Origin of the sequence: Mycobacterium sp. 852013-50091_SCH5140682 (genome assembly GCF_001665685.1) — a bacterium.
GTDB lineage: Bacteria > Actinomycetota > Actinomycetes > Mycobacteriales > Mycobacteriaceae > Mycobacterium.
Window position 1 is genome coordinate 1 of record NZ_LZTB01000036.1, and the last position, 26,581, is coordinate 26,581.

At 66.9% G+C, this 26,581-nt stretch carries 28 protein-coding genes; 10 read left to right on the plus strand and 18 right to left on the minus strand.

Annotated features, from left to right (window positions below; genetic code table 11):
* The first annotated feature begins 133 nt into the window (after positions 1 to 133).
* Entirely contained in the window at positions 134 to 895 is a 762-nt protein-coding gene (locus tag A5784_RS12030) for an META domain-containing protein (RefSeq protein ID WP_064945142.1), read from the plus strand.
* Positions 896 to 898: 3 nt separating this feature from the next.
* Here A5784_RS12030 and aldR read toward each other — a convergent pair whose 3' ends face one another.
* Positions 899 to 1,414: an HTH-type transcriptional regulator AldR gene (gene aldR / locus A5784_RS12035; RefSeq protein WP_064945165.1), complete on the minus strand. Its 516-nt coding sequence runs from the start codon at positions 1,412 to 1,414 to the stop codon at positions 899 to 901.
* Positions 1,415 to 1,508: 94 nt separating this feature from the next.
* Here aldR and ald point away from each other — a divergent pair, with 94 nt between their 5' ends.
* The 3 genes from ald (at position 1,509) to A5784_RS12050 (ending at position 3,879) form a co-directional block, all read left to right on the plus strand.
* Entirely contained in the window at positions 1,509 to 2,621 is a 1,113-nt protein-coding gene (gene ald, locus A5784_RS12040) for an alanine dehydrogenase (protein ID WP_064945143.1), read from the plus strand.
* Positions 2,622 to 2,701: 80 nt separating this feature from the next.
* Positions 2,702 to 3,256, plus strand: coding sequence for a DUF4334 domain-containing protein (locus A5784_RS12045; RefSeq protein ID WP_064945144.1), 555 nt, complete (start codon positions 2,702 to 2,704; stop codon positions 3,254 to 3,256).
* 146 nt (positions 3,257 to 3,402) lie between these two features.
* The gene (locus tag A5784_RS12050) at positions 3,403 to 3,879 is read left to right on the plus strand and encodes an Hsp20/alpha crystallin family protein (RefSeq protein WP_064945145.1); all 477 of its coding nucleotides are present in this window, start codon (positions 3,403 to 3,405) and stop codon (positions 3,877 to 3,879) included.
* A gap of 4 nt (positions 3,880 to 3,883) precedes the next feature.
* Here the strand turns inward: A5784_RS12050 and bla are convergent, their stop codons facing one another.
* From bla to A5784_RS12080, 6 genes are all read right to left on the minus strand, one after another.
* Positions 3,884 to 4,759, minus strand: coding sequence for a class A beta-lactamase (gene bla, locus A5784_RS12055; protein ID WP_064945146.1), 876 nt, complete (start codon positions 4,757 to 4,759; stop codon positions 3,884 to 3,886).
* A gap of 54 nt (positions 4,760 to 4,813) precedes the next feature.
* Positions 4,814 to 6,136, minus strand: coding sequence for a M16 family metallopeptidase (locus A5784_RS12060; RefSeq protein ID WP_064945166.1), 1,323 nt, complete (start codon positions 6,134 to 6,136; stop codon positions 4,814 to 4,816).
* Complete coding sequence (locus A5784_RS12065; protein WP_064945147.1) at positions 6,114 to 8,381, minus strand: polyribonucleotide nucleotidyltransferase; 2,268 nt, start codon at positions 8,379 to 8,381, stop codon at positions 6,114 to 6,116. The genes A5784_RS12060 and A5784_RS12065 overlap by 23 nt, the downstream gene beginning before the upstream one ends.
* Before the next feature lie 290 nt (positions 8,382 to 8,671).
* Complete coding sequence (gene lppU / locus A5784_RS12070; RefSeq protein ID WP_197514715.1) at positions 8,672 to 9,172, minus strand: LppU family putative lipoprotein; 501 nt, start codon at positions 9,170 to 9,172, stop codon at positions 8,672 to 8,674.
* 11 nt (positions 9,173 to 9,183) lie between these two features.
* Positions 9,184 to 9,453 carry a 30S ribosomal protein S15 gene (gene rpsO / locus A5784_RS12075; RefSeq protein WP_019969736.1) on the minus strand — a complete coding sequence of 90 codons (270 nt, stop codon included), beginning with the start codon at positions 9,451 to 9,453 and terminating at the stop codon, positions 9,184 to 9,186.
* Positions 9,454 to 9,549: 96 nt separating this feature from the next.
* Positions 9,550 to 10,536, minus strand: coding sequence for a bifunctional riboflavin kinase/FAD synthetase (locus tag A5784_RS12080; RefSeq protein WP_064945148.1), 987 nt, complete (start codon positions 10,534 to 10,536; stop codon positions 9,550 to 9,552).
* Between the two features lie 81 nt (positions 10,537 to 10,617).
* Between A5784_RS12080 and mntR the strand changes: the two genes are divergently transcribed.
* Positions 10,618 to 11,325 carry a manganese-binding transcriptional regulator MntR gene (gene mntR, locus A5784_RS12085; protein ID WP_064945149.1) on the plus strand — a complete coding sequence of 236 codons (708 nt, stop codon included), beginning with the start codon at positions 10,618 to 10,620 and terminating at the stop codon, positions 11,323 to 11,325.
* Between the two features lie 137 nt (positions 11,326 to 11,462).
* On the plus strand, positions 11,463 to 12,632 hold the full coding sequence (locus A5784_RS12090; protein ID WP_064945150.1) for an LLM class flavin-dependent oxidoreductase: 1,170 nt from the start codon (positions 11,463 to 11,465) through the stop codon (positions 12,630 to 12,632).
* Between the two features lie 8 nt (positions 12,633 to 12,640).
* Here the strand turns inward: A5784_RS12090 and A5784_RS12095 are convergent, their stop codons facing one another.
* The 4 genes from A5784_RS12095 to pptH all read right to left on the minus strand — a co-directional run bounded on the left by A5784_RS12095 (position 12,641) and on the right by pptH (position 16,392).
* Positions 12,641 to 13,624: a PE-PPE domain-containing protein gene (locus A5784_RS12095; RefSeq protein WP_197514716.1), complete on the minus strand. Its 984-nt coding sequence runs from the start codon at positions 13,622 to 13,624 to the stop codon at positions 12,641 to 12,643.
* Positions 13,625 to 13,856: 232 nt separating this feature from the next.
* Positions 13,857 to 14,747, minus strand: coding sequence for a tRNA pseudouridine(55) synthase TruB (gene truB, locus A5784_RS12100; RefSeq protein WP_064945152.1), 891 nt, complete (start codon positions 14,745 to 14,747; stop codon positions 13,857 to 13,859).
* 26 nt (positions 14,748 to 14,773) lie between these two features.
* Positions 14,774 to 15,436, minus strand: a complete 663-nt coding sequence (gene pptT / locus A5784_RS12105) for a 4'-phosphopantetheinyl transferase PptT (protein WP_064945153.1) — start codon at positions 15,434 to 15,436, stop codon at positions 14,774 to 14,776.
* On the minus strand, positions 15,436 to 16,392 hold the full coding sequence (pptH, locus tag A5784_RS12110; RefSeq protein ID WP_064945154.1) for an ACP phosphodiesterase PptH: 957 nt from the start codon (positions 16,390 to 16,392) through the stop codon (positions 15,436 to 15,438). Before pptH ends, pptT begins: the two co-directional genes overlap by 1 nt.
* A gap of 165 nt (positions 16,393 to 16,557) precedes the next feature.
* Between pptH and A5784_RS12115 the strand changes: the two genes are divergently transcribed.
* Both A5784_RS12115 and A5784_RS12120 read left to right on the plus strand, forming a co-directional pair.
* On the plus strand, positions 16,558 to 17,142 hold the full coding sequence (locus A5784_RS12115) for a DUF3558 domain-containing protein (protein WP_029373815.1): 585 nt from the start codon (positions 16,558 to 16,560) through the stop codon (positions 17,140 to 17,142).
* Between the two features lie 16 nt (positions 17,143 to 17,158).
* A complete protein-coding gene (locus tag A5784_RS12120) occupies positions 17,159 to 18,802 on the plus strand; it encodes a CocE/NonD family hydrolase (RefSeq protein WP_064945155.1) in 1,644 nt (547 codons plus the stop codon).
* Here the strand turns inward: A5784_RS12120 and A5784_RS12125 are convergent.
* Together A5784_RS12125 and A5784_RS12130 are read right to left on the minus strand one after the other, a co-directional pair.
* Positions 18,791 to 19,369, minus strand: a complete 579-nt coding sequence (locus A5784_RS12125) for a DUF1802 family protein (protein WP_064945156.1) — start codon at positions 19,367 to 19,369, stop codon at positions 18,791 to 18,793. The two genes, A5784_RS12120 and A5784_RS12125, sit on opposite strands and share 12 nt — an antisense overlap.
* Positions 19,366 to 19,632 carry a DUF2277 family protein gene (locus tag A5784_RS12130; protein WP_064945157.1) on the minus strand — a complete coding sequence of 89 codons (267 nt, stop codon included), beginning with the start codon at positions 19,630 to 19,632 and terminating at the stop codon, positions 19,366 to 19,368. Before A5784_RS12130 ends, A5784_RS12125 begins: the two co-directional genes overlap by 4 nt.
* A 23-nt stretch (positions 19,633 to 19,655) precedes the next feature.
* Between A5784_RS12130 and A5784_RS12135 the strand changes: the two genes are divergently transcribed.
* Positions 19,656 to 20,444: an enoyl-CoA hydratase gene (locus tag A5784_RS12135; protein WP_064945158.1), complete on the plus strand. Its 789-nt coding sequence runs from the start codon at positions 19,656 to 19,658 to the stop codon at positions 20,442 to 20,444.
* 3 nt (positions 20,445 to 20,447) lie between these two features.
* On the opposite strand, the gene A5784_RS12140 is transcribed toward A5784_RS12135, so the two are convergent.
* Positions 20,448 to 20,894 (minus strand): MerR family transcriptional regulator, encoded by a 447-nt coding sequence (locus A5784_RS12140; protein ID WP_064945159.1) that lies wholly within the window; start codon positions 20,892 to 20,894, stop codon positions 20,448 to 20,450.
* Between the two features lie 46 nt (positions 20,895 to 20,940).
* Here A5784_RS12140 and A5784_RS12145 point away from each other — a divergent pair, with 46 nt between their 5' ends.
* Positions 20,941 to 21,552: a class I SAM-dependent methyltransferase gene (locus A5784_RS12145; RefSeq protein ID WP_064945160.1), complete on the plus strand. Its 612-nt coding sequence runs from the start codon at positions 20,941 to 20,943 to the stop codon at positions 21,550 to 21,552.
* An 82-nt stretch (positions 21,553 to 21,634) separates the two neighbouring features.
* Here the strand turns inward: A5784_RS12145 and A5784_RS12150 are convergent, their stop codons facing one another.
* From A5784_RS12150 to infB, 4 genes are all read right to left on the minus strand, one after another.
* Complete coding sequence (locus A5784_RS12150; protein WP_064945161.1) at positions 21,635 to 22,960, minus strand: MATE family efflux transporter; 1,326 nt, start codon at positions 22,958 to 22,960, stop codon at positions 21,635 to 21,637.
* A 240-nt stretch (positions 22,961 to 23,200) separates the two neighbouring features.
* Complete coding sequence (locus A5784_RS12160; protein WP_064945163.1) at positions 23,201 to 24,184, minus strand: DHH family phosphoesterase; 984 nt, start codon at positions 24,182 to 24,184, stop codon at positions 23,201 to 23,203.
* Entirely contained in the window at positions 24,174 to 24,692 is a 519-nt protein-coding gene (gene rbfA / locus A5784_RS12165; RefSeq protein ID WP_064945164.1) for a 30S ribosome-binding factor RbfA, read from the minus strand. The genes A5784_RS12160 and rbfA overlap by 11 nt, the downstream gene beginning before the upstream one ends.
* A 4-nt stretch (positions 24,693 to 24,696) precedes the next feature.
* The coding region (infB, locus tag A5784_RS12170; RefSeq protein WP_082944800.1) for a translation initiation factor IF-2 at positions 24,697 to 26,581 on the minus strand (1,885 nt) is incomplete at its 5' end.

The following is a 26,581-nucleotide window of genomic DNA, read 5'->3' on the forward strand; positions in this document are numbered from 1 at the left end:
CAATCCCGCATCAACACCTACCACCACCCCCAGCAATACTTCACCGACAACCAAGACGACGACGAAACAGACTGTAAATAACCATGTTTCACAGGGCGGGGCAGGATCGGCGCCCCGGTCGTTACGGTGGGGTATGCGACCATTCCCCGCCGCGCTTGCCGCTGCGCTCGCTCTTGCCGGTTGTTCCAGCACCGCGGGCGCGGACAGCCCGGCCAGTCCCGAGGGCCGGACTTTCGTGTCGGTCGCGGTTGACGGTGAGCAGATCCCCGGCGACGGTCCGTTGACGGTCGCATTCGACGGAGACCGCATCAGCACCTTCGCGGGCTGCAACCACGGCTCGGGCACCGCGGATCTGGCCGACGGCCGTATCGTCGCGCAGCTGGCCAGCACGATGATGGCCTGCCCGCCACCACTCGGGGACGCCGACGCCTGGGTCTCGAAGTTCTTCCAAGCCAATCCGTCGTGGTCGCTAACCGACGACACTCTCACCCTGCACAGCCCTACCGCGACCGTCACCCTGAAGGACAGGAAGGTGGTCGACCCCGACCGGCCGCTGACCGGAACCACCTGGCAGGTCGACAGCCTGGTGTCCCCCGATGCCGTAACCACCTCAACGGCGCTGGAGCAGAGCAAGCCGACCCTGACCATCGCCACCGACGGCACCGCGACGGGATCGACGGGCTGCAATCGGTTCACAGGGCATAGCCAGATCAACGGCAGCACAATTGAATTCGGGCCGCTGGTGACCACCAAGATGGCGTGTGCGGGCGAGATCGGCGACGTGGAGCAGGCGGTACTTCGCGTGCTCAGCGGCACGGTCCGGTCGGCGATCGATGCCGACCAGCTACGGCTCACCCGCGATGACGGCTACGGCTTGGTCCTGCGCGCCCAGTAGCGGCTACAGCGGTGACGCGCCGCGCAGATGCTCGAAGATCAGTGACGTTTGCGTGCCTGCCACGTCCGCGTCGGCGTTGAGGTTCTCGACTACAAATGCCCGCAGATCATCGGTGTCGCGTGCGGCGACGTGCAGGATGAAGTCGTCGCCACCGGCCAGGAAGTAGACGTCCATCACCTGCGGTCGTTCGCGAATCTGCGCGATGAAGCTGCGGATCTTCCCCCGAGCGTTCGACTGAAGACTGACCGAGATCATTGCCTGGAGACCCAAACCCACCGCCGCCGGGTCGATGTCCGTGTAGAAGCCCCGGATGACCCCGATCTCTTGGAGGCGTCGCACCCGGCCGTGGCAGGTCGACGCAGCGATCCCGACGGCATCTGCCAAAGCGCTGTTGGAGATCCGCGCGTCGGCGTGCAGAGCCAGCAGAATCCGCCGATCCACCTCATCGAGGCCGGAATGCCGAACATCCTTCGATGAGCGGGCCGTAGCCGAGGTCGCATTCGCCGATTCTTCACTCACTACACCATCGTAACGAATCTTCATCACAGATATTGCTCATTCTTCGAAGTTTCTTCACACTTGTTTTCAGCACATCAACTTTGAAGGAGCGATCATGCTCGTCGGTATCCCGACCGAGATCAAGAACAACGAGTTCCGCGTAGCCATCACCCCGGCCGGCGTTTCCGAACTGACCCGCCGCGGCCACGACGTGATCATCCAGGCCGGCGCCGGCGAGGGTTCGGCCATCTCGGACAACGACTTCAAGGCCGCAGGCGCCGAGATCGTTGCCACCGCCGATCAGGTGTGGGCCGACGCCGAGCTGCTGCTCAAGGTCAAGGAGCCCATCGAGGCCGAGTACGCCCGCATGCGTAAGGACCAGACGCTCTTCACCTACCTGCACCTGGCAGCCTCCAGGCCCTGCACCGACGCGCTGCTGGCCTCGGGCACCACCTCCATCGCGTACGAGACCGTGCAGACCGCCGACGGCGCGCTTCCCCTCCTCGCTCCGATGAGCGAGGTCGCCGGCCGCCTGTCCGCACAGGTCGGGGCCTACCACCTGATGCGCAGCCATGGTGGCCGCGGCGTGCTCATGGGCGGCGTCCCCGGTGTCACACCGGCCGAGGTCGTCGTCATCGGAGGTGGCGTTGCGGGCTACAACGCCGCCCGGATCGCCAAGGGCATGGGCGCTCATGTCACCGTGTTCGACCTCAACGTCAACACGCTTCGCAAGATCGACAACGAGACCAACGCCGGCATCGAAACCCGTTACTCGTCGAGCCTGGAGCTCGAGGAGGCCGTCAAGAAGGCCGACCTGGTGATCGGCGCCGTGCTGATCCCCGGCGCGAAGGCCCCCAAGCTGGTCACGAATGCGACTGTGGCTCAAATGAAGTCGGGCGCGGTCCTGGTGGACATCGCCATCGACCAGGGCGGCTGCTTCGAGGACTCGCACCCCACCACCCACGACGATCCCACCTTTGCCGTACACGACACCGTGTTCTACTGCGTGGCCAACATGCCGGGCGCGGTGCCGCGTACCTCGACGTTCGCGCTGACCAACGCCACCATGCCGTACGTGCTGAAGCTGGCCGAGAAGGGCTGGCGGGCGGCCTGCGCGAGCGACGCGGCGCTGGCCAAGGGCCTGTCCACCCACGACGGCGCCCTGCTGTCCGAGCAGGTCGCCACCGACCTCGGGCTGCCCTTCACCGATCCGGCAACCCTGCTCTAGGAACTCGCATCCCATCGCCCGGCCGGCAGCTCATGCCGGCCGGGCGATGACTTTTGACACCTGTCAAGTATGGTGGGCCCATGCTGCTGCAGGAACTGTTGCCGAGCGTCCCGACGACCACCGACGAAGCTCTGCAGGTCTTCGACGCGGCCGAAGCCGTCGATCCAGCCTTCATGATCGGCACGTGGCATGGCGCTGAGATCCCCACCGAACACCCCATGGACGGCCTCCTGGCCGCCAGCGGCTGGTGGGGCAAGCGCTTTGTGGACGCCGAAACCGTTCACCCGCTGCTGTTCCCGACGATGGATGGCAAGGGCCTGTGGGCGCTCAACCCGGCCTTGGCCTTCGGCGGCCTTGGCATCAGCTCGAAACTACCGTTACCGCGCACGTTGCCCGTCGCCGGCGCGATCGCCGCGCTGCGTCCGGTGCTGCAGACCCGCGCAGCCAAGGCCCGGTTGCGCACCACCCGATACCGTGGCACCGACACCGCGACCATGATCTACGACCAGCTGCCCATCAACGACGTGTTCCGCCGACTCTCCGACGATGCGGTGATCGGCGCGATGGACCTGCGCGGATCGCGTCGGCCCTACTTCTTCGCCCTGTACCGCGACAACTCGCTGCCGCTCGTCTGAGACTCCGCGGCGGCAGATCGCGTATCCACGGTGTTCACCGCACATTAGGCCGACGGCCCCGCAGCGGTGCTTGGATCGGAAAAGGCAAGCGTCACAGTGCCTTTTCCCCGCGCTTGCGGCCATCACCAGAATGCGAGGAGTTACCCGTGGTTAATCTGCCCGTCGCACACCAGCCCCGTCCCTTCCTGCCGGAGCTCTCGGAGTTCTTCGCAGGCATCACCCCGTTCGCCAGCCTGCGGCCGATCTTCGAACGCAACCTGATGCGCATCGAGGATGAGGTCACCGAAGAGCACTACGAGCTGCGGGCCGAGATCCCGGGCATCGACCCCGCCACCGACGTCCACATCACCGTCTCCGACGGCCAGCTCACGGTCAAGGCCGAGCGTACCGAGCGGGTTGACATCAACTCCCGCTCGGAATTCTCCTACGGCTCGTTCCTGCGCACCGTGACCCTGCCTGCCGGTGCCGACGAGGACGCGATCACCGCCAGCTACGACCGCGGCATCCTCACCGTGCGGGTCCCGCTCTCAGAGAACCCGTCGGGTGCCCGTCAGATCGCCATCCAGGACGTCGAGGATCAGGTCGCCGAGATCGCTCCTGCCACAGAAGAATTCCACGGCTGACATCTCACAGCAACGACGGCACCACCAGTGCCGTCAGCTCGCCGATGAGCGGTCGCAGGTTGGCGGCCTTCGGGTCGTCAGCCCGCGACCGCGTCATCACCGCGAGCAGCAGCCGCTGACCGTCCGGCCCGTAAGCGATGCCGACATCGTTGGTGCTGCCGTAGTCCCCACTGCCGGTCTTGTCGGCACTGGTCCAGCCGGCCGGCAACCCGGCTCGCATGCTCGACGTCTCGTTGCCGCGCATCCAGTCCTCAAGCTGCTGACGCTGCGGCGGGCTCAGCACATCACCGGTCAGCATCGCGCGATATCCGGAGCCCAGAGCAGCCGGCGTCGAGGTGTCCCGCAGATCACCGGGGATGGCCGAATTCAGTTCGGTTTCCCAACGGTCCAGGCGGGTGCGATTGTCGCCGATGCTGCGGGCGAACGCGGTGATACCCTGCGGCCCGTCGATCATCTTCAACAACAGGTTGCCTGCGGTGTTGTCACTGTGCTGCAGGGCAGCCTGGCAGAGCTCACCGATCGACATGTCGGCGCCGGTCCGCTCCTCGGTGACCGGTGAGTTGGCGACGATGGCGCTCGGATCGATGAATATCGGGGTATCCAGCGCCAACTGCCCGCGGTCGACCTGCTGCAGTACGCGACCGGCGGCGTAGCCCTTGAACGTCGAACACATCGCGAACGTGTCGTCGGCCCGGTGGGCCACCGTCCGATTCGAATCCACGTTGGCGGCGAACACGCCGATCAACGCATTGTTGCGCTTCTCGAGACCCGCGATCTGATCGTCGAGTGGCGCTGCCGACGCCGTCGGCGCCCCCACGCCGGCGACCGCCACTGCCGCCAGCGATCCGATCAGTACATTGCGCCGCGAGAGTCCAGTCATCGAGCCCAGGTTACCCGGGCGCGCCGGATAACATCGTGCTCCTCGTGTGCGCGGTCAGCCCGCGATGGCCTGAAGTCTTTGCGGCAGGGCCAGTTCCGCCGGCCCCAGCACGGCGGCACCGTACTCCCGGGTCAACAGCCGGCGGGCGACGGCGTTGACCTCGTCAAGCGTCACGGCGTCGATCTGAGCCAATGTGTGCTCCAGGCTTCGGTGTTCGCCGTAGTTGAGTTCGCTGCGGCCGATCCGGTGCATGCGTGACGCCGAATCTTCCAGCCCGAGCACCAGGCCGCCTCGCAGCGATCCCTTGGCGATGCGACATTCGTCTGCTGTGATGCCGTCGCGCGCAACAGTTTCCAGCACGTCGGTGGTGACCCGGACCACCTCGTCGAACCGCTCCGGCTGGCACCCGGCGTACACCGAGAACGCACCGCTGTCGGAGAAGGTGTCCACTGTCGAGTACACCGAGTAGGCCAGCCCCCGGCTTTCGCGAATCTGTTGGAACAGACGGGAACTCAGGCCACCGCCAAGCGCGGTGTTGAGTACCGAAAGTGCCCACCGGTGTTCCCAGTGTCGCCCCGGCGTCCGGACTCCCATCGACAGATGAGTCTGCTCACCGTCGCGCTCGATCAACTCCAGCGCCGGGCGCCCGGTGACCCGACCCGAACCTTTGCGGGGCGGAATCGCGTCACGGCCGGACACCAGCTTCGGGCCGAAGTGCTCCTTGACCAGCGCCACCACCACGTCATGATCCACGTTGCCCGCGACTGCCACCACCATCCGGTCAGGCGTATAGCGCCGGATGTGGAATGAATGCAGCTGCGCCCGAGTCATTTCCGTGATCGACTCGACGCTACCGATGACTGGTCGTCCCACGGGATGGTCGCCGAACATCGCCGACAGGAACACATCGCCCAGGGTGTCCTCGGGATCGTCGTCACGCATGGCGATCTCCTCGAGCACCACGTCGCGCTCGACCTCGACATCGTCGACGGCGCACCGTCCACGCAACACCACGTCCGCGACGAGGTCGACGGCCAATTCCAGATCGGTGTCGAGCACATGCGCGTAGTAGCAGGTGTGCTCGCGCGCGGTGAAGGCGTTCAGCTCACCGCCGACAGCGTCGACGGCCTGCGCGATCTGCACCGCGCTCCGCGACGGCGTCGATTTGAACAGCAGGTGTTCCAGGAAGTGGGCGGCACCCGCGACGCTACGACCCTCGTCGCGCGAACCGACGCCCACCCACACCCCGACGGATGCGGAACGCACCGACGGGATGTACTCCGTGACCACCCGCAGTCCGCCGGGCAACGTGGTCCGGCGGACGTGCGAGGTATCCAGTGTCGACGCCTTGCGATCAGGCTTCGGCGGGTGCGGCATCGGCAGGCGCGGCATCGGCAGGTGCAGCCGACTCTGCGGACTCTTCTGCTTCCTCGGCGACCAGGACCAGCGAGATCTTGCCGCGGTTGTCGATATCGGCGATCTCCACCTGCAGCTTGTCGCCGACCTTCACCACATCCTCGACCTTGGCGATGCGCTTACCGCGGCCCAGCTTCGAGATGTGCACCAAGCCGTCGCGGCCCGGCAGCAGCGAGACGAACGCACCGAAATCGGTGGTCTTGACCACGGTGCCGAGGAACCGCTCACCGATCTTGGGCAGCTGCGGGTTGGCGATCGCATTGATCTTGTCGATCGCAGCCTGCGCCGACGGGCCGTCGGCGGCACCGACGAACACCGTGCCGTCGTCCTCGATGGAGATCTGCGCGCCGGTCTCCTCGGTGATCGAGTTGATCATCTTGCCCTTGGGCCCGATGACCTCGCCGATCTTGTCCACGGGCACCTTGATGGTGGTGATCCGCGGTGCGTACGGGCTCATCTCGTCGGGACGGTCGATCGCCTCGGCCATCACTTCGAGAATGGTCAGCCGTGCATCCTTGGCCTGGCTCAGCGCACCGGCCAGCACCTTGGACGGGATGCCGTCGAGCTTGGTATCCAGCTGCAGCGCGGTGACGAAGTCCTTGGTTCCGGCGACCTTGAAGTCCATGTCACCGAAGGCGTCCTCGGCTCCGAGGATGTCGGTCAGCGCGACGAAGCGACGTTCCGTCTTGCCGTCGGTTTCGACGTCATCGGACACCAGGCCCATCGCGATACCCGCAACCGGAGCCTTCAGCGGCACACCCGCATTGAGCAGCGCCAGCGTCGAGGCACACACCGAGCCCATCGAGGTGGAGCCGTTGGAGCCCAACGCCTCGGAGACCTGACGGATCGCGTAGGGGAACTCCTCGATGCTGGGCAGCACAGGCACCAGGGCCCGCTCGGCCAGCGCGCCGTGGCCGATCTCGCGACGCTTGGGCGAACCGACACGGCCGGTCTCACCGGTCGAGTACGGCGGGAAGTTGTAGTGGTGCATGTAGCGCTTGGTGGTCTCCGGCCCCAGCGAATCGATCTGCTGGGCCATCTTGATCATGTCCAGCGTGGTGACACCCATGATCTGGGTCTCGCCGCGCTCGAACAGCGCGCTGCCGTGCGCCCGGGGCACGACGGCCACCTCGGCCGACAGGGCGCGGATGTCGGTGATGCCACGGCCGTCGATACGGAAGTGATCGGTCAGGATGCGCTGGCGCACAAGCTTTTTGGTCAGCGCCCGGAACGCGGCGCCGATCTCTTTCTCCCGGCCGGCGTACGTCTCGGCCAGCCGCTCCAGCACCTCGACCTTGATCTCGTCGGTGCGGTCGTTGCGCTCGTTCTTGCCTGCGATGGTCAGCGCCTCCGACAGGGCGTCGGTGGCCACCGACGCGACCGAGTAGTAGACGTCCTCGGCGTAATCGGGGAACACCGGGTAGTCACCGGTCTCCTTCGCGGCGGCCTCGGCCAGCTCCTGCTGCGCGGCACACAGCACCTTGATGAACGGCTTGGCGGCCTCAAGACCCTCGGCGACGACGGCCTCGGTCGGCGCCTGCGCGCCACCGGCGACCAGCTCGATGACCTTCTCGGTGGCCTCGGCTTCGACCATCATGATCGCGACGTCGCCGTCTTCGAGCACGCGCCCGGCGACGACCATGTCGAACACGGCCCGCTCAAGCTGTTCTACGGTCGGGAATGCGACCCACTGGCCGTCGATGAGGGCGACGCGCGCGCCGCCCACCGGGCCGGAGAACGGCAGACCGGCCAGCTGGGTGGACGCCGAAGCGGCGTTGATGGCCAGCACGTCGTACAGATCCTTGGGATCCAGGCTCAGTACAGTCACCACGACCTGGATCTCGTTGCGCAGGCCGTCGACGAACGACGGGCGCAGCGGACGGTCGATCAGGCGGCAGGTCAGGATCGCGTCGGTGGACGGACGCCCCTCGCGGCGGAAGAACGAGCCGGGGATCCGGCCCGCGGCGTACATGCGCTCTTCGACGTCGACCGTCAACGGGAAGAAGTCGAAATGATCCTTGGGGTTCTTGCTGGCGGTGGTGGCGCTCAGCAACATGGTCTCGTCGTCGAGGTACGCGACGGCCGATCCGGCGGCCTGCTGGGCCAGCCGTCCGGTCTCGAAGCGGATGGTGCGGGTGCCGAAGGAACCGTTGTCGATGACGGCGGTGGATTCGAACACACCGTCTTCAAGTTCAACTGCAGACATTTAGTCCGGTGGCCTCTCTGATTCACTCAGTCGTTTTGTTTCGCGTCGTCACGCCGGCGAACACCACAGACCCGGATACGGCTACGGCCGTCGATCGAAGCGGCCGGACACACCCCAACTGAAAGGGGACTCCCGGCGGCCACTACCGAAGACCGCCCGATCGAGCGGGTCCTATGTGACTCGCAGGAACGGCACCAGCGGATATGCAGGTACCGCACCCATGTTCGAACAGCTGTCGAACGCACCCATGGTACACGGCAGCAACAGCCGGATTGCCATCGCGGCGCTGCTTACGCCACGTCCTCCACACACACGGTGAACTGGCGCTCAGGGTACGGGTACCCGGTGCCGCTCCCGCATTGATCGACCGCGGAGACATCCCGCAGCACCTGGCTGACCCGTTGCCGGTGTGGCGCACCGGAATCCGCGCAATCCACGCGTACCGGATCTGTTCTGTGTTCCGGGTCGACGCTCATACAGCCGCCGACCACCCAGTCGATGTCCATGCAGACCGTCTGGGATTCATCGCTGAATGCGCTGTTCAAGGTGTAGGACGAGTCCACATCACTCGGGCAGCTGCCGCTGCCGGTCACCGTGGAAACCACCTTGTAGTTGGACTCCGGGCTGCCGCACACGGCCTCGCTGGCATCCGGATAGCGGGCAGTACCCCCGATCTTGAGGCAATCCCCCGCTTGCATGTCGGCCGCTGACGCCCGCGAACAGCCGGGCAGGACAGCTACAGCCAGAACGGCGGCCGTCCCGAAGAAGACGGCCGCCGATACTGATGGCATGTAAAGCCGCGTCAGCGACGCAGCCCGAGGCGCTCGATCAGCGAACGGTAACGCTCGACGTCGACCTGCGCCACGTACTTGAGCAGCCGGCGACGCCGGCCCACGAGCAGCAGCAGTCCGCGCCGCGAGTGGTGGTCGTGCTTGTGTGCCTTGAGGTGCTCAGTCAGATCCGAGATCCGCTTGGTCAGCAGCGCGACCTGAGCCTCCGGCGAACCGGTGTCGGTCTCGTGCAGGCCGTAGGAGCCCAGGATCTCTTTTTTCTGCTCGGCGGTAAGCGCCACGAAATAAACTCCATCAAATCGGTCCGCGAACAAATTCTCGACACAGCCACCGCGGCCTGCAGCATGTGCCGGATCGCCGGAAAGTCTAGCAGTCGATCACTGCGCAGCGAGAATCGCCCGAGCGCGGTCGGTATCAGCCGTCATCGCCACCACCAGATCGTCGACCGCATCGAACTTCTCCTGACCGCGGATACGGGCCACGAAGTCGACCGCGACGTGCTGGCCGTAGAGATCGGCCGTGTTGTCGAGGATGAACGCCTCCACGGTGCGCGTGCGCCCGGAGAACGTCGGATTGGTGCCAACGGATACGGCGGCCTGATACCGCTCCCCTGGAACCACCGTGCCCAACACCGGTCCGTGGCCCAGCACGGTGAACCATGCCGCGTACACGCCGTCGGCGGGGATCGCCGAGTACATCGGCGGGGCCACGTTGGCGGTGGGAAAGCCCAGCACCCGGCCCCGGCCGTCGCCGCGCACCACCACACCTTCCACACGATGCGGACGGCCCAGCGCCTCGGCCGCCGCGACGACGTCACCGGCGTCGACACAGGACCGGATGTAGGTGGACGAGAACGTGACGCGCTCGTCGCGGTGCTCGGGATCGAGACTCTCGGTGACCAACGACATCGACTCGACCGCGAAGCCGAACCGCTCACCGGCGGCGCGCAGCATGTCGACGTTGCCTGCGGCCTTCTTGCCGAACGTGAAGTTCTCCCCCACGACCACCTCGACCACATGCAGGTCTTCGACCAGCAGCTCGTGGATGTAGCGCTCCGGGGTGAGCTTCATGAAGTCCGACGTGAACGGCATCACGAGAAAGACGTCCACACCGAGTTCTTCGACCAGCTCGGCCCGCCGGGTCAGCGTGGTGAGCTGAGCCGGGTGACTGCCCGGGAACACCACTTCCATCGGATGGGGGTCGAAGGTCATCATCACCACCGGTATCCCGCGGGACCTACCCGCTTTCACCGCATGGCTGATCAGCTCAGCATGTCCACGGTGCACACCGTCGAACACCCCGATCGTGACCACACACCTGCCCCAGTCCGTGGGGATCTCGTCCTGCCCACGCCAGCGCTGCACAGCCCTCAGCCTACGGCCCACCCGCGCCACGGTCTGCTCTAGATCCCCAGATCAGGTGACGATTGCCTAAACTTCCTCACTGTGAGTCCAGAAGGTAACCATCGCGACCTCTCGACGGTTGCCCAGGACTATCTGAAAGTCATCTGGACCGCCCAGGAATGGTCGCGGGAGAGGATCAGCACAAAACTGCTGGCCGAGCGCATGGGCGTATCGGCCTCCACAGCGTCGGAATCGATCCGCAAACTCGCCGATCAGGGCCTGGTCGACCACGAGAAGTACGGCGCGGTGACGCTGACAGCGGCTGGGCGCCGCGCGGCCCTGGCGATGGTGCGTCGGCATCGGCTGATGGAGACCTTCCTCGTCCGGGAACTCGGCTACGGCTGGGACGAGGTGCACGACGAAGCCGAGATCCTCGAACACGCGGTGAGCGATCGGATGCTGGACCGTATCGACGCCAAGCTGGGTTTCCCGACCCGCGACCCGCACGGCGACCCGATCCCGGCTGCCGACGGGCAGGTGCCCACCCCACCGGCTCGCCAACTCTCGGTCTGCCAGGACGGCGACGCCGGCACGGTGGCAAGGATCTCCGATGCCGATCCGGAGATGCTGCGGTACTTCGACAGCGTGGGCATCAGCCTCGACTCCCGTTTGCGGGTATTGGCCCGCCGCGACTTCGCGGGAATGATCTCGGTGGCGGTCAAGACGCCGGGCGGCATGTCCACCTCGGACGCCGAAATCACCGTCGATCTGGGCAGCCCTGCGGCAGAAGCGATCTGGGTGGTCGCCTGATCCAGAGCGAGCAGACACAGAATCGCACTGGAGTGGCTCGGTTTGCGCGAGTCTGCGTCTGCTCGCCGTGAGAACTCGCGATCAGCGCGATTTTTACCCGTGACCCGGGCCCGCGTCCGGACGAAGATCGACTCCTTGTGAGCGTCACATTGCACTGGTTCCTGCCCACCTACGGCGACAGCCGCCACATCGTCGGTGGGGGTCACGGCATACCCGCCGGCGCCGCGCACAGCGACCGCGACGCCAGCATCGACTACCTGGCGTCGATCGTGCGGTCCGCCGAGACCTTTGGCTTCACCGGGGCGCTGATCCCGACCGGAGCCTGGTGCGAGGACGCGTTCATCACTGCCGCGCTGCTGGCGCGCGAGACGACGTCGCTCGCCTTCCTGGTGGCGTTCCGTCCCGGGCTGGTCAGCCCGACGCTGTCGGCGCAGATGGCGGCCACCTTCGCGCGCCACGCGCCGGGCCGGATCCTGCTCAATGTCGTCGTCGGCGGCGAAGCCCACGAGCAACGGGCCTTCGGCGACCACCTGGAGAAGGACGCTCGCTACCAGCGCGCCGATGAGTTCCTCGACGTGGTGCGCCGGCTGTGGGCCGGTGAGACCGTGACCCACCGCGGCGAGTACGTCGACGTCGAGGGCGCCTCACTGGCACTGCCCCCGACCCCCGTGCCCCCGCTGTACTTCGGCGGGAGTTCCGCTGCTGCCGGCCCCGTCGCAGCGCGGCACGCCGACGTGTATCTGACCTGGGGCGAGCCGCCCGAGGCAGTGCGGGAAAAGATCGACTGGATCCGGTCGCTCGGTGAGGAGCAAGGCCGCAAGCTGCGGTTCGGCATCCGGCTGCACACCATCTCCCGCGACACCTCCGAAGAGGCATGGGCCCAGGCGGGCCGACTGATCGCAGCGCTCGACGAGGAAACCGTGCGCACCGCGCAGGCCGGGCTGGCCCGAAGCCAATCCGAGGGCCAGCGCCGCATGCTGGCCCTACACGAGGCCAACCGCGCCAACGGAAGCTGGAGTGACGCACGGAGTTTGGAGATCGCACCGAACCTGTGGGCGGGCGTCGGCCTCGTCCGGGGCGGGGCCGGTACCGCGCTGGTGGGCAGCCACACCGAGGTCGCAGACCGAATCGCCGAGTACGCCGCCATCGGTATCGACGAGTTCATCTTCTCCGGCTATCCGCACCTGGAGGAGCTGTACTGGTTCGGCGAGGGCGTCGTGCCGATCCTGCGCAAACGTGGATTGTTCGGCGCGGCCGCGGATCTCGCGACACCGGCATCGATTCCGTTCGTCGGCGCGGCCAGGTAGCCGGGCGGCTAATCCGAACCGTCGCCCGCAGTTGCCTTGGACGTACCACCGACCGCCCGCGTCGTTCGATGGGTGACCTTGTCGGCGATTTTTGCGACCTCCGCCCGAATCGACGAGCTGAGCTTCTGCGGGCCGACTCGCTGCGGCGTTGCGACAACGGATTTCACGCCACTGCTCGTGGCGCGAACCAACTGACCGCGATAAATGTATGGGCGGGTGTCACCCGCCTTGTCCTTGCGCGAGTACCCCGCATCGACGACCGGTCGCAGTACCTCATCTGCCTTGTCCACCAATGCGTCGGGCACACCCACATCGCGCAGCGGACGGGTCAGTGGAAGGTTCTCGGCGGCGTCGAGATACGTTGTGGTTGTTCCACCCTTTGAATTGGTCTCACGGCTGACTTCCTGTAGGTCGTCGGGTTTGGACACTCCCAACTGAGTGTGCACATAAGCCATCCCGAGGGCTGCGTTCGCGTCTGTCACCAGATTCCACGGACGGTCCGGGTAGTCGGATAGCGGGTCGTACTCACCGACGATGACATCAACGTCATACTTCGTCTCGGTGGGAGCGGTTGCGCGCCAATCGAGCAGGGGTATGTAGGTGCCTTCCGGGACCAACTTGGCCACACCGCGCTGGGGGTCTCCAAACACGATGAAGCGGACCCTGCCTCGATCAGGGCCATTCGGATCCGCATCCAGTTTCGCCATCGCGCCGTCGGCCACGACCGAGCCTTGCGACAGCCCGACCACGACAACCGTGCCGTCTGAACGATTCACCGCGTCGACGACATTGTCGGTGCCGATGGCGATCGACCGCCCGGCTGTCGGCGAGGCAAGACTGGGAAGCGGCCAGAAACTTGCCGGGTAATCGACGACCTGCCAACCATCATCGGCTGATCGAAACCAGCGACCGATATCCCCCGCCGCGGCTTTTACCGGGAAGTACGGCACATGGTCAAAGAACGAGTAGAACGTGCCGCCTGCGATCAACATGGTGTCCGCCTGGGCGGCAGGACACGTGAGCGTTGTCGCCGCCGTAGCGCCCGCCAGGAGCGATGCACCGAACAGACGCTGCCGCCGGGTGCCGACCGCATTGGACCACACCATCGCCCCCGCCCGCCTCACGTGTCGTCGTCAACAGGAGTCGACGCGGCGCCGGCACCCCTGGAACGCAGAGGTTATTGCATTCGTCGAATCACGATGCGACGAATCGAGAAATCCATGTCTACAGCGTTGCCGGACGCAACACCACGACGGATTTGGTGCGCGACGAACCATCCTGCAGCAGCGCGATGACGTGACCATCGGGTGCGGTCGCGGCGTACACACCGTCGATACCAGCCGGCTTCAACGGCCTGCCATGCCTGGTGTCCTCGGTCTCCTCCGCACTGAGGTCACGGCGGGTGAATCCGACCAGGCAGGCCTCGTCGAGTGAGTAACTCAGCCGGGCCTCTTCGGCGAGGTCTTCCAGGGTGCGCGCCTCGTCCAGGCCGTAACGACCAACCCTGGTGCGCCGCAAGGCCGTCAGGTGGCCGCCCACGCCAAGCGCGGTCCCGACGTCGCGCGCGAGCGCCCGGATGTAGGTGCCCGACGAACAGTCCACGTCGACGTCGACATCGACGAAGCCGGCGACGCGCCGGACGGCGAGCACATCGAACCGGTCGATACGGACCGGCCTGGCCGCGAGTTCGACAGCCTGCCCCTCCCGCGCCAGCTTGTAGGCCCGCTGGCCGTCGACCTTGATCGCGCTCACCGCCGACGGCACCTGCTGGATCTCGCCGCGCAGCGCCGCCACCGCCTCGGCGATCTGGGAATCGGTGACAGCTGCAGCCGAAACCGTCTGCAGTACTTCGCCTTCGGCGTCTTCGGTAGAGGTGGTCTGCCCCAACCGGATGGTTGCTCGATAGGACTTGTCTGTCGCGGTCAGCAGTCCCAGGATCTTGGTGGCCCGCTCGATACCGACCACCAGCACGCCGGTGGCCATGGGGTCCAGCGTCCCGGCGTGACCGACCTTGCGGGTACCGAACAGCCTGCGGCACCGGCCCACGACGTCGTGGCTCGTCATGCCCGCGGGTTTGTCGACGATGACCAGGCCCGGATCTGGATTGCTCCTCACGTGCGCGGGAGCGGGAGCTGGCCGGCTCACAGCACGATCGCCGTCAGCGTCACGCCATCGCGGACCGACCAGCGGCCCTCCAGCGCAGTCAGTGGCGGACCATGTTCAGCGGCCGGGTCGATGAGGATCTCGGACCGGAAACCACCGGTGGTACCGGAATCGTCCACCGCGAAGGTGATGTGCGCATCCTCGAAGCCCAACCAGCGGTGCGTCAGGGGGAACCACGCTTTGTAGGTTGCCTCCTTGGCGCAGAACAGGATTCGGTCCCAATGCAGACCGTCCGGCAGCACGGCGAGCTCGGTGCGTTCGGCAGGCACGGTGATCGCGTCGAGCACGCCGTTGGGCAGCACGTCATGCGGCTCGGCGTCGATCCCGACCGACCGGACCTCGGAGGCACGGCCGACGACCGCACCGCGAAACCCCTGACAGTGCGTCAGACTCCCCACCACGCCGTCGGGCCAACACGGTTCGCCCTTGTCGCCCTTGAGGATCGGAACCGGGCCGATGCCCAGCTCCCCCAGCGCCTGGCGCGCGCAATAGCGCACGGTCACGAACTCATTGCGGCGCTTGGCCACCGAGCGGGCGATCAGCGGCTCCTCTTCCGGCAGAGGTGACAAACCCGGGGGATCGTCGTACAGCTCGGCGAAGGCGACGACATCGGGCAGCACCTGGCCCAGCAGCGTCCCCATCACGGCCGCCTCGAGTTGATCCGGTCCTGCATCTGCTTGGCATGAGCCCGCATCTCCGCGGTGATCTCGAAGTGGCCGCCGAACTCGTTGAGATACCCAGGCGCATAACGCGGCTCGGGCAGGATCTGCCGAAGCCACCGATAAGGCTTGCGGCGGCGCCACTCTCGCGGGTAGCCCACCGACACCTCTTCGAAGCGCACGTCGTCGTACCAGGTGGTGCGCGGGATGTGCAGATGCCCGTACACCGAGCACACCGCGTTGTAGCGGGTATGCCAGTCCTTGGTCGCGGTGGTGCCGCACCACAGCGAGAACTCGGGGTAGAACAACGCGTCGCACGGTTCACGCACCAACGGGAAGTGGTTGACCAGCACGGTAGGCGTGACCCAGTCGAGGTCTTCGAGCTTCTCGCGGGTTTGCTTCACCCGGTCGCGGCACCACGCGTCGCGGGTCGCGTAGGGCTCACACGACAACAGGAACTCATCGGTGCCCACCACGTTGCGCTCCCGCGCCACCGCCAGGCCCTCGGCCTTCGTCGCGGTGCCTGCGGGCAGAAACGTGTAGTCGTACAGCAGGAACATCGGCACGATCGTCGCCGGGCCGCCCTGCTCGTTCCAGACCGGAAACGGATGTTCCGGGGTGACGATGCCCATCTGGTCGCACATGTCGACCAGGTAGTCGTAGCGGGCCCGGCCGAAGATCTGCATCGGATCTTTGTTCGTCGTCCACAGCTCGTGGTTGCCGGGCACCCAGATGACCTTCGCGAAACGCTTCCGCAGCAGATCCAGGGCCCAGCGGATCTCGTCGGTGCGCTCACCCACGTCGCCTGCCACGATCAGCCAGTCATCGGGCGTGGAGGGATAGAGCGACTCCGTGACCGGCTTGTTCCCGGTGTGGCCGGTGTGTAGATCGCTGATCGCCCACAGAATCGGCTGCCGGTCCCTCGACTCCTGGTCCATCACCACGGTTGCATCACCACAACGGACCAGCCTAACCGCGCGCCGCGGCACCACCCGCCCCGCCGGACTAGAACAGGTTCTCGTTTATGGTCGAGTCCGCGGTCGCTGACCGCTACACTCCCGGCAAGCCGGGGAAGATTCTGACCGTTTCTGCAAGGGGGTTCGATGGCCGCCAGGGTGCGCCTGCTGTCAGCACTATGTGCGCTGGTAGCGGCGGTGGTCGTGGTGCTGCAGACCGGGACGTCAGCGGGGTCGGGTACCGGCACACCGCAGCTGAACGTGACCGATCTGCCGATGACCAACGTATCCACGACGATCAAATGGCCGGTCATCGCCACAACCGACCCCTCGCCGTTCGATCCGTGCAACGACATCCCGCTCGACGTGATCCAGCGGATCGGACTGGCCTACACGCCCCCGGCCCCCGAGGACAGCCTGCGCTGCCACTACGACGCGGGCGACTATCAGATGGCGGTCGAGGCCTTCGTGTGGAGAACCTACGAGCAGACCATTCCGCCGGACGCCGTGGAGCTCGACATCGACGGGCACCGCGCAGCGCAGTACTGGATCATGAAGCCCACTGACTGGAACGACCGCTGGTGGGTGACCTGCATGGTCGCGTTCAAGACCAGCTACGGACTCATCCAGCAATCCCTGTTCTACTCACCGATCAAGTCCCCCGACCGCCCGGACTGCCTGCAGGTCAACATGCAACGGGCCCACGAGCTGGCGCCGTACTACAAATTCTGATCCGTAACCTGGTGCCGTGACGGAATTGCGCCGGCACGTCGGCAAGGCGGTCAGTCGCCTGCTGGGCCTGCCACCCCACGAGACGTCGTACACCGTTCGCCATGGACTACGGGTACCGATGCGCGACGGCGTCGAGCTGGTCGCCGATCACTACTCACCCGACACCGCGGCACCGTTGGGCACTCTGCTGGTGCGCGGGCCGTACGGCCGCAGGTTCCCGTTCTCCGCCGTGTTCGCGCAGGTGTATGCCGCTCGCGGCTACCACGTACTGCTGCAGAGCGTGCGCGGGACGTTCGGCTCGGGTGGCGAGTTCACCCCGATGGTCCACGAGATGGCCGACGGCGCCGACACCGTCGCCTGGCTGCGCGAGCAACCCTGGTTCACCGGCTCGTTCGCCACCGTCGGGTTGTCCTATCTCGGATTCACCCAGTGGGCCCTGCTGACCGATCCGCCGCCGGAGATGAAAGCGGCCGTGATCACCGTCGGCCCTCACGATTTCAGCGAGTCGGCGTGGGGCACCGGATCGTTCACGCTCAATGACTTTCTCGGCTGGAGCGCGATGGTGGCCCGGCAGGAGGAACCAGGTCTGGTGCAGGCCCTGGCCCGTCAGGTCCGGGGACCCGCCGAGCTCGCGCGGGCCACCGCAGGATTGCCGATGGGCGCGGCGGGCCGCAAGCTGCTCGGCAGCGGCGCCCCCTGGTTCGAATCGTGGCTGGAACATCCGGATCGGGAGGATCCGTTCTGGGACAGTCTGCGGTTCACCGAGGCACTCGACCGTGTCGAGGTGCCCGTCCTGTTGCTCAGCGGCTGGCAGGACCTGTTCCTGGACCAGACCCTGCAGCAGTACCGGCAACTGCGTCGGCGCGAGGTACCGGTAGCGCTGACGATCGGACCCTGGACCCACGCCCAGCTGCTGACCAAGGGCCTACCGACGGTGATCGGCGAATCGCTGGCCTGGCTGGACACGCACCTCGCCGAACGTCGCGACACCCGCCGGGCCACGGTGCGTGCCTACATCAACGGGTCCGACTGGGTGGACCTGCCCGATTGGCCACCGACGATGCCCGAGCACGAGCTGTACCTACAGCCCACCGGCCGGCTGTCGGAACGGCCGCCTGCGCCGACTGCGCCGTCGTCGTCATTCGTCTTCCACCCGGCCAATCCCACCCCGACAATCGGTGGTCGGCTGCTGGCACGTGAGGCCGGGTATCGCGACGACACGCAACTTGGCCGTCGGGCCGACGTGCTCGCCTACACCGGCGACCCACTGCCCGCCGATCTGTATCTGGTCGGGACCGCGGTGGTCGAGCTCGAGCACAGCTGCGACAACCCCAACAACGACGTGTTCGTCAGGATCAGCGAGGTCGACGCCAAGGGCCGCTCACGCAACGTGACCGACGCGTTCGTCCGTCGCACCGAACAGTCCGGTCGGCTGCGCATCGAATTCGACGCGGTCGCACATCGATTCGCCGCCGGTTCCCGGATCCGCCTGCTGGTGGCCGGCGGATCGCACCCGCGGTTCGCCCGCAACCTCGGTACCGGTGAGCCACCGATCTCCGGATCCCGGCTGGTCCGCGCCACCCACACCGTGCGGCACGGCGACGGTGGCGTGTCCCGACTGGTGCTGCCGGCAGGCCCGCGGCCGCCGTCAGCCGACTGAGGCCCGCACTCGCTCGGCGACGCGCTGCAGCGTCGCGTCATCGTGCACGGCCAGGGCACTGTCATCGTGCACCCCTTGGGTCCACAGAGCGGTGCTGCCGGCGCTGAGCTCCACCCAGCTCTTGCAGCCCGCGAATTCCGGGACGCGCATCAGCTCGACGGGTGCGGTCAGTGGCCTGGCCTGAACCACCAGAACCGTCAGCCGGTGTTTGGGGCGGAAATCCAGCCGGTCGGTCTGCACCGAATCGGCGGTCCAGATGTGCAGGTCGGCGATCTCGTCGATCGCCTCAGGCCGGTTGACCTCAATGGCGGCAATCACTTTCGCCGCGGCCCGGATGGTGACGGCCGCTTCTGTGCTGTCGGCCGCGGCGGGCTCGAGCAGATCGCGGTGTTCCGGCCGGACGCGCTCGCGGTGGCTGTGCGCGACGGTCGGGAACAACAGGAACTCGGGTGCGGCAACGGCGAACCGCTTCTCGCCGATGCCGCCCTTGCGCAGGAGCACTGTCTGCCGGCCGTCGAGCAGCGCATGGACCGCCGCGCTCCACTCTTTGAGCGCAGGCGAGCTCACCGCGCCGCCAGTCGAGCCAGCACCTCCGGGCGACGCAGCGGCGGAACCGTCTTGGGCGGCTGACGTCGTGGCGCCAAACCGTCCAGCAGCCGCGTGGTGGTCGCGGCGACCTCGGCGACGGCGGCCTCGAACGCCTCAACGTTGGATCCGGACGGTCGGGTGATACCGCTGACCTTCCGGACGTACTGGCGGGCCGCGGCCTCGATCTCCTCGGCTGTGGCGGCGGGTTGCAGGCCACGCAGTTCCGTGATGTTCCGGCACATGAGACCCACGATAGGTTGATCGCATGAATGACGCCGACGAGCGCTTGCGCGAGGAGCAGACCAACACCGTGTTGCTGATCGATACCACGGACCGGGTTCGCACACTCACCCTCAACCGGCCGCAGTCGCGCAACGCGTTGTCATCTCAGCTGCGCACCGAGTTCTACCAGGCATTACGCGACGCCCAGGCCGACGATGGCGTCGACGTGGTGATCCTCACGGGGGCCGATCCCGTGTTTTGCGCCGGGCTTGATCTGAAAGAACTGGGCAACAGCACCGAGCTGCCGGACATCTCCCCCAAGTGGCCCGCGATGAGCAAACCGGTGATCGGGGCGATCAACGGCGCCGCCGTCACCGGTGGGCTGGAACTCGCGCTGTACTGCGACATCCTGATCGCCTCCGAGCACGCCCGGTTCGCCGACACGCACGCCAGGGTCGGCCTGCTGCCCACCTGGGGTTTGAGTGTCCGGCTTCCGCAGAAGGTCGGTGTCGGCCTGGCCAGGCGCATGAGCCTCACCGGCGACTACCTCTCGGCCGCCGATGCGCTGCGAGCCGGTCTGGTCACCGAAGTCGTCGCCCACGACGAACTGTTGCCCGCCGCGCGCCGGGTGGCCGCGTCGATCGTCGGCAACAATCAGGCCGCCGTCCGCGCCCTGCTGTCCTCCTATCACCGCATCGACGCAGCCCAGACCGACGCCGGGCTGTGGATCGAAGCGGCCTCGGCGCGGCAATGGATGGACTCGGCGACAGGCAATGACGTCGCCGCCAACCGCGACGCGGTGCTACAGCGAGGGCGCTCACAGGTGCGCTGACCGTCAGTCAGCCACGAGCCACCCGTTTCCGGTCTCGTCGGTGGCGAGTTCGTCGACGCTCATGCCGTCGACCAGCCGATCCAGGGCGCCTATCATCGTGGCGCAGTCGCGGGCGGGGTGGTCGGCCGGACAACGCAGGGCGTGCGTCAAAAACTGTTGCGCCCCTTGGGCTTGCGCGATCACCCGGTCGAGTTCGGCGATCTGCGCGCGGACCGTCGCCCGCCACTGGTCGCCCGGCGCGTCCAGCACGGCTGCGGCGGTGTCGAGCGGAAGCCCCAGCCGGTGCACGATCTTGAGCAACGCCAGCCGCCGAAGCTCTTCAGGCCCGTACATCCGTTTGCCGGCGCGACGCAGCCGCGGGTGCACCAGTCCGCGCTCGTCGTAGTACCGCAAGGCAGAGGGACTCATCTGCAGCCGCGCCGCCGCCTCGCCGATCGAGATCACGTCCATGCCGCCATTTGACTTCAACCCATGTTGAACCGGCAAGGTCTACGTCATGAGCGCGGCACGTGCGATCAATCACCATGCCGACCACCCCGGATTCTCGGGTCTGGCCGGTGTGCTGTGCGGACTGGTCTTTCTGGTGGTGGGCAGGGCCAAGGCCAGGTTGGCCACCGACATCGCACAGGTCTCGCCCGCCGACCACGTTGTGGACGTGGGTTGCGGACCGGGCACCGCCGCGCGGGCTGCGGCCCGCCGCGGGGCGCGCGTGACGGGTGTCGACCCGTCCACGGCCATGCTGCGCGTTGCGTCCGTGATCACGCCCAGGCGCGCGGCCATCACGTGGAGTGAGGGCACCGCCGAAGCCCTGCCCGTGGCTGATGGCGTGGCCAGCGTCGTGTGGGCACTGGCGACAGTGCATCACTGGCAGGATGTCGGCGCGGCGGTCGCCGAGGCGCGCCGCGTGCTGATGTCGGGCGGTCGGTTGATCGCGATCGAACGGCAGGTGTCGGCCGACGCGACCGGGCTGGCCAGTCACGGCTGGACCGAACAGCAGGCGCAGGCGTTCGCCGCGTTGTGCCGCGACACCGGATTCACCGATGTGTGCGTGCAGGGTCAGGGTGACGGCAAGCAGGCCGTCTGGGTGGTGCGTGGGACGCGCCGGTGACGCCGACGTGCGCGCGAGGGCGCGCAAAATGCTGCTGAAACGCGGCGTGCCGGGCAACAGACGCGCACTCTCGCGGTGCAGATCAAGCGGTCCCGGCCACCAGCCAACGACCAGAGAACGCCCGCCAGCCGACGAACACCAGGCGCAGCACCATGAAGCTGCTCAAGCCGGCCCAGATACCGAGCAGACCCCAATGGAAGATCAGCGACAGCCAGACCAGCGGTAGGAAGCCGACCAGCGCGCTGACCAGCGTGGCGTTGCGCATGAATTTGGCGTCGCCTGCGCCGAGCAGCACCCCGTCGAGCGCGAAAACGATTCCGGCGACGGGCAACTGGCCCACCAGGAACCACCATGGCACGCCGATCTCGTCGAGCACCGAGCGATCGCCGGTGAACAACGCGGGCAGGGCATGGGCGCCGATGGCGAACACCGCCGCGAGCACCGCAGCGGCCGCCGCGGAGAACAGGGTAACTCTCCAGGCCACCACCTTCGCGTGGCCGAGCTGACCCGCGCCCAAGGCGGCACCCACCAGGGACTGCGCGGCGATCGCCAGTGAATCGAGCACCAGCGCAAGGAAACTCCACAGCTGCAGCACCACTTGGTGAGCGGCGACGGCGGCTGCGCCGAACCGGGCCGCGACGGCCCCCGCTGACACGAAGCACGCTTGAAAGGCCATGGTGCGCAACAACAAATCCCGGCCCATCACGACCTGGGCACGAAGCACCGACGGATGCAACCGCAGCGGCACCTTCTCCGACAGCAACGCCCAGACGAACAACGTCGCCGCGACCCACTGCCCCACCAAATTCGCGACCGCCGAGCCGGCCAACTCCAGCCGCGGCATGCCCAGCCAGCCGTAGACCAGCAGCGGACACAACACCGCCGACACCGCGAACCCCGCGATCACGTAGCGCAACGGCCGAACAGTGTCCTGCACACCGCGCATCCAGCCATTGCCTGCCATCGAGATCAGGATCGCGGGCGCACCGAGGACAGCGATCCGCAGCCACGGTGCGGCGGCTTGCGCGATCTCCCCGCCACCTGCGATCACTGTCAGCAGCGGGCTCGCGACAACCTGCACGACGGCACAGAGCACCACACCGATCGCGACCGCCAACCACGTGGCCTGAACCCCCTCGCCGACGGCGGCAGCCCGATCCCCAGCCCCGAAGAACCGGGCCGAGCGTGACGTGGTGCCGTACGACAAGAAGGTCAGGTTCGAGCCCACCAGATTGAGCACCAGACCGCCGATGGCCAACCCGGCCAAGCTGACCGCGCCCAATCGCCCGACGATCGCGGTGTCGAACAAAAGATAGAGCGGTTCGGCCGCGAGCACACCGAGGGCCGGGAACGCCAATGCGGCAATGCGTCTGCCGTTGACCGCGGCAGAGCCGTCACCGGTGGTCATGGGCGACCGCCCGCGAGACCGAACCCGCAGAACGGGCAGAAACTCAGGTGCAGTCCACTGCTGCCGCCGTCCGGCACCATCACCACCCAGTGCCGCGCCTTCGGCCACCACTCGAACCGGATGTCGTGGACGCACGATGCCGTGCGCCGGTCGAAGGCATCGCAGCAGGGTTGATACGTCCGGGGAACGCGACGCACACCGTCCAGGCACTCGGTGCCGTCCGCATGGAGCCTCGGCGACTCAGCCAAGAGCAACCCGAAGTGCCCGGACGACGTCGTCGACAGGGCCGGTGGCCGAATACCCGGCGGCATGGGGGTGCCCGCCGCCGCCGAACGAGCTGGCGATCTCGGCGAGGTTGACCGACTTGGCCCGCATGGACACCGACCAGTGCTGCGGCTCGATCTCCTTGAACACCGCGGCGACCTCGGCCTGCTGCGTGGTGCGCACGATGTCGACGATGCTCTCGACCTCCTCGGGCCGCGCCCCGGACCACTCGGAGTGGGACACCACGACATACACCAGGCCGCGACCGTCAACGGCGTCCGGGCACAGCTCCGCCGAGGACAGCACCCGCGACAGCATCGGCAGCCAGGCGAACGGATGGGTGTCGAGCAGGCTGCGGCTGATCGCCGCGTTGTCGACGCCCAGTTCGACGAGCCGGGCCGCCAGCCGATGCGCGCGGGCCGTGGCCCAGCGGAACGATCCGGTGTCGGTGGTCAGGCCCGCGTACAGGCAATGGGCCACCTGCCGGTCGATCGGCTTGCCCCAGGCGTCGAGGATCTCGGCGACCAGCATGGTCGTCGAGTCCGCCGTCGGATCGACGTAGTTGGCGGTGCCGAACAGCCGGTTGGAGGCGTGATGGTCGATGACCAGCACCTCTCGGCCGTCCTCGGCGAGACCGCTCAACGCGCCGAGCCGGTTGACGCTCGGGATGTCCACGGTGACAACCAGATCGGCGTCCTCACGTACACCTTCCGGGGCCACCAGCAGGTGCCCGCCGGGCAGCGTCTGCAGGGACTCGGGCAGCGTGTCCGGAGCCGCGAACGCTACCTGGACGTGTTTACCCGCCGCGTCGAGAACTTGGGCCAGGGCCAAGCCGGCACCGATGGTGTCGGCATCGGGATAGACGTGGCACACCACGCTGACGCTCGATGCGACCGACAACAACTCGACAGCCCCGTGCGCGTCGACGCGCACACCGGGAGCAGCGATGTCAGTCGCCATATGTCCGGTCTTGGAATCCGTTACTGTCACCGGCGTCCTCTGTGTCTGCCCCGTCAGCAGGCCCGTTCACGTCCTCCGCCCCGCTCACACGGTACGGGTCCGCATCTCCGGCATGCTTGGCGCCCTCCCGAACTCTGGCCAAATCTTCATCAGCGGCCCGCGCGGCGGCCAACAACTCCTCCATGCGGTGGGCGGCGTCGGGCACAGTATCGCGGACGAACGCCAGGGTCGGGGTGAATCGCACCCCGGTCCCGGCGCCCACTTTGGTCCGCAACACGCCCTTGGCCTTCTCCAACGCGGCCGCCGCGCCGGCATAGTCCGGCGCGTCGTCCAGCGTCTGACCCAACACCGTGTAGTACAGCGTCGCGTCGTGCAGATCGCCCGACACCTTCGCGTCGGTGATGGTCACCCCCGCCAGCCGCGGATCCTTGATCTCGTACTCGATGGCCGAGGCGACGATCGTGGAGATCCGCTTGGCGAGTCTCTTCGCGCGTGCAGGATCAGCCATACCGTTACGTCCGAGCCTTCTCGACCAGCTCGTACGTCTCGATGACGTCGCCTTCCTTGATGTCGGAGTAGGTCAGCGTCAGACCGCACTCGTAGCCCTCGCGCACCTCGGTGGCGTCGTCCTTCTCTCGCTTGAGCGACGAAACCGTGAGGTTCTCGGCGACCACGACATTGTCGCGGAGCAACCGGGCCTTGGCGTTGCGGCGCATGATCCCGGACTGCACAAGGCAGCCTGCGATGTTGCCGACCCGCGACGACCGGAAGATCGCCCGGATCTCGGCGCGACCGAGCTCCTTCTCCTCGTAGACCGGCTTGAGCATGCCCTTGAGCGCGCTCTCGATCTCGTCGATGGCCTGGTAGATCACCGAGTAGTACCGGATCTCCACGCCCTCGCGGTTGGCCAGCTCGGTGGCCTTGCCCTCGGCACGAACGTTGAACCCGATGATGATCGCGTCCGAAGCCGACGCCAGGTTGACGTTGGTCTCGGTGACACCACCGACGCCGCGGTCGATGACGCGCAGTTCCACCTCGTCGTCGATCTGGATACCCAGCAGGGCCTCCTCGAGAGCCTCGACGGTACCCGAGTTGTCGCCCTTGAGGATCAGGTTCAGCTGGCTGGTTTCCTTCAGCGCCGAATCGAGATCTTCCAGGCTGATCCGCTTGCGCGAGCGTGCGGCCAGCGCATTGCGCTTGCGCGCATTGCGCCGATCGGCGATCTGGCGAGCGATGCGGTCCTCGTCGACGACCAGCAGGTTGTCGCCTGCGCCGGGCACCGACGTGAAACCGACCACCTGCACCGGCCGGGACGGCAGCGCCTCTTCGATGTCGTCGCCGTGCTCGTCGACCATCCGGCGCACACGGCCGTAGGCGTCACCCGCGACGATCGAGTCGCCGACCCGCAGCGTTCCGCGCTGGATGAGCACGGTGGCCACGGGGCCACGGCCACGGTCCAGGTGCGCCTCGATGGCCACACCCTGGGCCTCCATGTCGGGGTTGGCCCGCAGGTCAAGCGCAGCGTCGGCGGTCAACAGCACCGCTTCGAGCAGCTGGTCGATGTTGGTGCCCTGACGTGCCGAGATGTCGACGAACATGGTGTCGCCGCCGTAATCCTCGGCCACCAGGTTGTATTCGGTGAGCTGTGCCCGGATCTTCTGCGGGTCAGCGCCTTCCTTGTCGATCTTGTTGACCGCGACCACGATCGGCACATCAGCGGCCTGCGCGTGGTTGATCGCCTCGACCGTCTGCGGCATGACACCGTCGTCGGCCGCGACCACCAGGATCGCGATGTCGGTGGCCTTCGCACCACGGGCACGCATGGCGGTGAACGCCTCGTGACCCGGGGTGTCGATGAAGGTGATCAGCCGCTCGGAGCCATCGTGTTCGACGCCCACCTGGTACGCACCGATGTGCTGGGTGATGCCGCCGGCCTCGCCCTCGCGGACGTTGGCCTTACGGATGGTGTCGAGCAGTCGGGTCTTGCCGTGGTCGACGTGACCCATGACAGTGACGACGGGCGGGCGGATCTGCAGGTCCTCTTCGCCGCCTTCGTCCTCGCCGTAGGTGAGGTCGAACGATTCGAGCAGCTCGCGGTCCTCGTCCTCCGGGGACACGACCTGCACGACGTAGTTCATCTCGCTGCCGAGCAGCTCGAGGGTCTCGTCGCCGACCGACTGGGTCGCGGTGACCATCTCACCGAGGTTGAACAGCGCCTGCACCAGCGAGGCCGGGTTGGCGTTGATCTTGTCGGCGAAATCGCTCAGCGACGCGCCGCGGGCCAGCCGGATGGTCTCGCCGTTGCCGTGCGGCAACCGCACGCCACCGACGACCGGCGCCTGCATCGAGTCGTATTCCTGTCTCTTATACACATCTGACGCTGCCGACGATCGCATA

Excerpts from the sequence above, each read along its gene's own strand:
- A5784_RS12135 (WP_064945158.1), top strand. The coding sequence starts at position 19,656 with ATGAATGACGCCGACGAGCGCTTGCGCGAGGAGCAGACCAACACCGTG.
- A5784_RS12030 (WP_064945142.1), top strand. The coding sequence starts at position 134 with ATGCGACCATTCCCCGCCGCGCTTGCCGCTGCGCTCGCTCTTGCCGGT.
- A5784_RS12060 (WP_064945166.1), bottom strand. The coding sequence starts at position 6,136 with ATGCCGCACCCGCCGAAGCCTGATCGCAAGGCGTCGACACTGGATACC.
- A5784_RS12095 (WP_197514716.1), bottom strand. The coding sequence starts at position 13,624 with ATGTTGATCGCAGGCGGCACGTTCTACTCGTTCTTTGACCATGTGCCG.
- A5784_RS12065 (WP_064945147.1), bottom strand. The coding sequence starts at position 8,381 with ATGTCTGCAGTTGAACTTGAAGACGGTGTGTTCGAATCCACCGCCGTC.
- A5784_RS12115 (WP_029373815.1), top strand. The coding sequence starts at position 16,558 with ATGGCCGCCAGGGTGCGCCTGCTGTCAGCACTATGTGCGCTGGTAGCG.
- bla (WP_064945146.1), bottom strand. The coding sequence starts at position 4,759 with ATGACTGGACTCTCGCGGCGCAATGTACTGATCGGATCGCTGGCGGCA.
- lppU (WP_197514715.1), bottom strand. The coding sequence starts at position 9,172 with ATGCCATCAGTATCGGCGGCCGTCTTCTTCGGGACGGCCGCCGTTCTG.
- A5784_RS12130 (WP_064945157.1), bottom strand. The coding sequence starts at position 19,632 with ATGTGCCGGAACATCACGGAACTGCGTGGCCTGCAACCCGCCGCCACA.
- A5784_RS12045 (WP_064945144.1), top strand. The coding sequence starts at position 2,702 with ATGCTGCTGCAGGAACTGTTGCCGAGCGTCCCGACGACCACCGACGAA.
- pptT (WP_064945153.1), bottom strand. The coding sequence starts at position 15,436 with ATGGGGACGCTGCTGGGCCAGGTGCTGCCCGATGTCGTCGCCTTCGCC.
- A5784_RS12140 (WP_064945159.1), bottom strand. The coding sequence starts at position 20,894 with ATGGACGTGATCTCGATCGGCGAGGCGGCGGCGCGGCTGCAGATGAGT.
- A5784_RS12145 (WP_064945160.1), top strand. The coding sequence starts at position 20,941 with ATGAGCGCGGCACGTGCGATCAATCACCATGCCGACCACCCCGGATTC.
- ald (WP_064945143.1), top strand. The coding sequence starts at position 1,509 with ATGCTCGTCGGTATCCCGACCGAGATCAAGAACAACGAGTTCCGCGTA.
- A5784_RS12160 (WP_064945163.1), bottom strand. The coding sequence starts at position 24,184 with ATGGCGACTGACATCGCTGCTCCCGGTGTGCGCGTCGACGCGCACGGG.
- pptH (WP_064945154.1), bottom strand. The coding sequence starts at position 16,392 with ATGGACCAGGAGTCGAGGGACCGGCAGCCGATTCTGTGGGCGATCAGC.
- rbfA (WP_064945164.1), bottom strand. The coding sequence starts at position 24,692 with ATGGCTGATCCTGCACGCGCGAAGAGACTCGCCAAGCGGATCTCCACG.
- A5784_RS12150 (WP_064945161.1), bottom strand. The coding sequence starts at position 22,960 with ATGACCACCGGTGACGGCTCTGCCGCGGTCAACGGCAGACGCATTGCC.